Annotated in this window: 5 protein-coding genes and 1 riboswitch; all 5 genes read left to right on the plus strand. The window is 38.3% G+C overall.

The annotated features are described in order from the left end of the window. On the plus strand, positions 1-220 hold a 220-nt coding region (locus ACY10D_RS03390; RefSeq protein WP_486999371.1), incomplete at its 5' end, for a hypothetical protein. 84 nt (positions 221-304) lie between these two features. Next, entirely contained in the window at positions 305-1,390 is a 1,086-nt protein-coding gene (locus tag ACY10D_RS03395) for a HesA/MoeB/ThiF family protein (protein ID WP_486999372.1), read from the plus strand. 51 nt (positions 1,391-1,441) lie between these two features. After that, positions 1,442-2,386, plus strand: a complete 945-nt coding sequence (locus tag ACY10D_RS03400) for a DnaJ C-terminal domain-containing protein (protein ID WP_486999373.1) — start codon at positions 1,442-1,444, stop codon at positions 2,384-2,386. A gap of 1 nt (position 2,387) precedes the next feature. After that, a complete protein-coding gene (locus ACY10D_RS03405; RefSeq protein WP_486999374.1) occupies positions 2,388-2,672 on the plus strand; it encodes a chaperone modulator CbpM in 285 nt (94 codons plus the stop codon). Positions 2,673-2,712: 40 nt separating this feature from the next. After that, positions 2,713-2,809, plus strand: a riboswitch (TPP riboswitch). Positions 2,810-2,869: 60 nt separating this feature from the next. Further along, complete coding sequence (locus ACY10D_RS03410) at positions 2,870-3,130, plus strand: PQ-loop repeat-containing protein (protein WP_486999375.1); 261 nt, start codon at positions 2,870-2,872, stop codon at positions 3,128-3,130. Positions 3,131-3,197 lie beyond the last annotated feature (67 nt).

A 3,197-nucleotide genomic window follows, 5' to 3' on the forward strand; every position in this document is an offset into this window, starting at 1 on the left:
TTTGGAAGGCTATGTGCAGCATTTGAGTTGCTGGCACAAAAATACTGTGCATAATTTAAACCTTGATTCACATATTACACCGACTTCAGGCATGCTCTTGGCGTATCTTGCAACAGCAAGAGTAAACTACTTAAGCTGGTTTCGCTTTATTTTCCCTTTGGTCATATTATTGATCATTCTTTTAAGTATTATGCTTAGTTTGGCAGTAGCGTTTATTTGAAATCTAAGATGACTTAGAGCAAATAAATGCCAGTCTTTTGTTACTTATCTTCTATGCTATGGCATATAATTATTGCTAATAGATATGCGACAAGATGTTAAAGAGGTCAAAGTGAACTACAAACGTTATCAACGCCATTTTCCGGTTATGGGGATTGAAGGGCAGCAAAAGTTACAAAATGCGCGAGTTTGTATCATCGGTTGTGGAGGTATTGGTTCGCCAGTGTCGATGTATTTGGCTGCAGCTGGTGTGGGTACTCTTGGACTTGTTGATTTTGATGTGGTTGAGCTATCTAATTTACAACGACAAATCTTATTTACTGAGAATGATTTAGGCGTTGCAAAATCAACAGCGGCAGTGAAGCATTTATCTCAAATTAATAGTGATATTAAATTAATTGAATATAATGAACGCTTAGACTTCAAACAAGCGTGCGTGCTTTTTGCGTCATATGATTTAATTATCGATGGCAGTGATAATTTCCAAACGCGTTATGCGGTAAATGATGCATGTTGCAAACTTGGCAAACCTTTTATTAGTGCCAGTGTGCTTAAATCACAAGCACAGTTAAGTTTCTTTGATCCTACAAAGTCTTGTTATCGTTGTTTATATCCATCACCACCTCCGGCTCACTTAGTTCCAAATTGCTCAGAGGCAGGTGTGCTAGGTGCCAGTGTCGGTGTTGTAGGTACGATGGCGGCGAATATGGCAGTGAATTACTTTTTAGGCAAAGAGATTAAGCAGGATTTAATGATATTTGATAGTGATGCATTAACTTGGCAAAGTTATGGGTTTAAATGCAATCCAAATTGCAAAGGCTGTGTAACAAATGAGTTTGGTCTTGAGCAAAACAATAACACAGCAATCGAAGTGCAAAAGGCATACCAGCTTGATCCAGAAGCGTTGATTATCGATGTGCGTGAAGGGTGGGAGCTTGATATTGCTTCTTTAGATGTTAAAGTAGAGCATCTACCATTAGCACAAGTGCTGCAAGGCGCTGTGTTAGAGGATGTGAATAAAATGCAAAAGATCATTGTGATTTGCAAAGTAGGTGTTAGAAGCCAAAAGGCCGCACAAAAGCTTATTGAGCTTGGCTTTGAAAACGTCTATAACTATGAAGGTGGTATTGCTCGTTACTTTGAAGAGCAGCAAAAAGAAATATGTTATTAGAAATTAAACTGTATTAAACGAAATAGAAACTACACAAAAGGAAATTGATCTATGGAAAAAGATTACTATCAGCTGTTAGGGGTGGCAAAAACAGCCTCAGATGCTGAGATTAAAAAAGCCTATCGACGTTTAGCTAAGAAGTATCATCCGGATGTCAGTACAGAGGCTAATGCAGAGGAAAAATTCAAAGAAGTGCAAGATGCTTATGACGTATTGAAAGACAGTGAAAAACGTAAACTATATGATCAATATGGTGCCAATTGGCAACATGCCAAAGCCGGCGACTTTCATCAAGGTGGCAATGCGCACCAAGGGCATAGTAATCACCAACAACACTTTTATCAAGGCAGTGACTTTGGTGGTTATGAGGATATTTTTGGTGAGTTTTTCCGCCAACAACATCATGAGCGCCAAGGGCGTAAGCAAGGTTTTGCAATGAACGGTCAAGATTTGCATACTAAGGTTGAAATTACGGTAGATAATGCCATAACTGGTGTAGAACGAGAGTTGCATTTTGCTTATCAAACGGTTAATGAACAAGGATTAGTTGTAGAGAAAACAAAACGTCTAAAAGTTAAGATCCCTAAAGCCGTTGGTAATCACCAGCAAATTCGCCTAAAAGGTCAGGGCGAATCCGGTTTTGGTGGTGGCTTAAGTGGTAATCTATACCTTGAGATTATTATTCAATCTGATAAACAATACAAAGTAGTTGGTAATGATATTTATAGCCATATTCCCATAGCACCTTGGGAGGCTGCATTGGGTGCTGAGATTAATATACCAACACCGCATGGTCAGATGAGGCTCAAGGTGCCAGAGCATACTCAAAGTGGCAAAAAAATGCGTTTAAAAGGCAAAGGCTTGGCCGAGGGCGATTTTTATGTGGTTTTAGATGTTATCCTACCACCTGCGGTATCAGAAGCACAAAAGGCTTTTTATCAAAATATGGCCACTGAAATGGCGTTTGATCCGCGCAAAGATTTACTAGGAGCATAAAATGACAGAGATGATTGTAAAAAGTGACTATATTAGCGTTGTTGAGTTATCTGAAATGTTATGTGTGCCACAAACCATTATTATCGAATGGATTGAGCATGATGTGGTGAATGCTAAAATGCAAGCAGATAGTTATTACATTGCAGCATATGATATTGTGCGTGCTAAATCAGCGATGCGTTTGATGCGTGATTTAGGCGTTAATCCATCAGGCATTTCAATTATTTTAAGCTTAAGAGAAAAGATAAAAGAACTAGAGGCGGTCGTTTCTGTTAATATAAGTTGATTTCAAACTTGTTTAGCTAAAAAATACATATTAAAATGTTGCCCAACAACAGGGGTGCATTTTGCTGAGAAGGTTTTGCCTAACCCTTTGTACCTGAACTAGTTAATCCTAGCGTAGGAAGTTGATAAAGTGCATCTTGGCATATGCTTTGTTGTCTTCCTACGCGTATAAAAGAAAGCCAAGGGGGAGATCAAAGCGTGATCGGTCATATTAGCATTAACATATCATTTGTTATTTATTGCATTTATTTTTTGCCGCAGATTATTCATAACCAATTAAAACATCAAGCAGGGCATATCAGTCATGGTACGCATTTGTTGATGGTCGTTGCTAATGTTTTGGATCTGATTTATGGTTTTGGTTTTGATTTGCAGTGGCAGTATCGCGCAGTCACAATGTTGACTTTGACATGTTTGTTATTTCAACAATGGCAAATATATCGCGATAGTAAAATGTGAATCAAGGTTTAAATTATGCACAGTATTTTTGTGCCAGCAACTCAAATGCTGCACATAGCCTTCCAAA

Source organism: Cysteiniphilum sp., assembly GCF_057495195.1.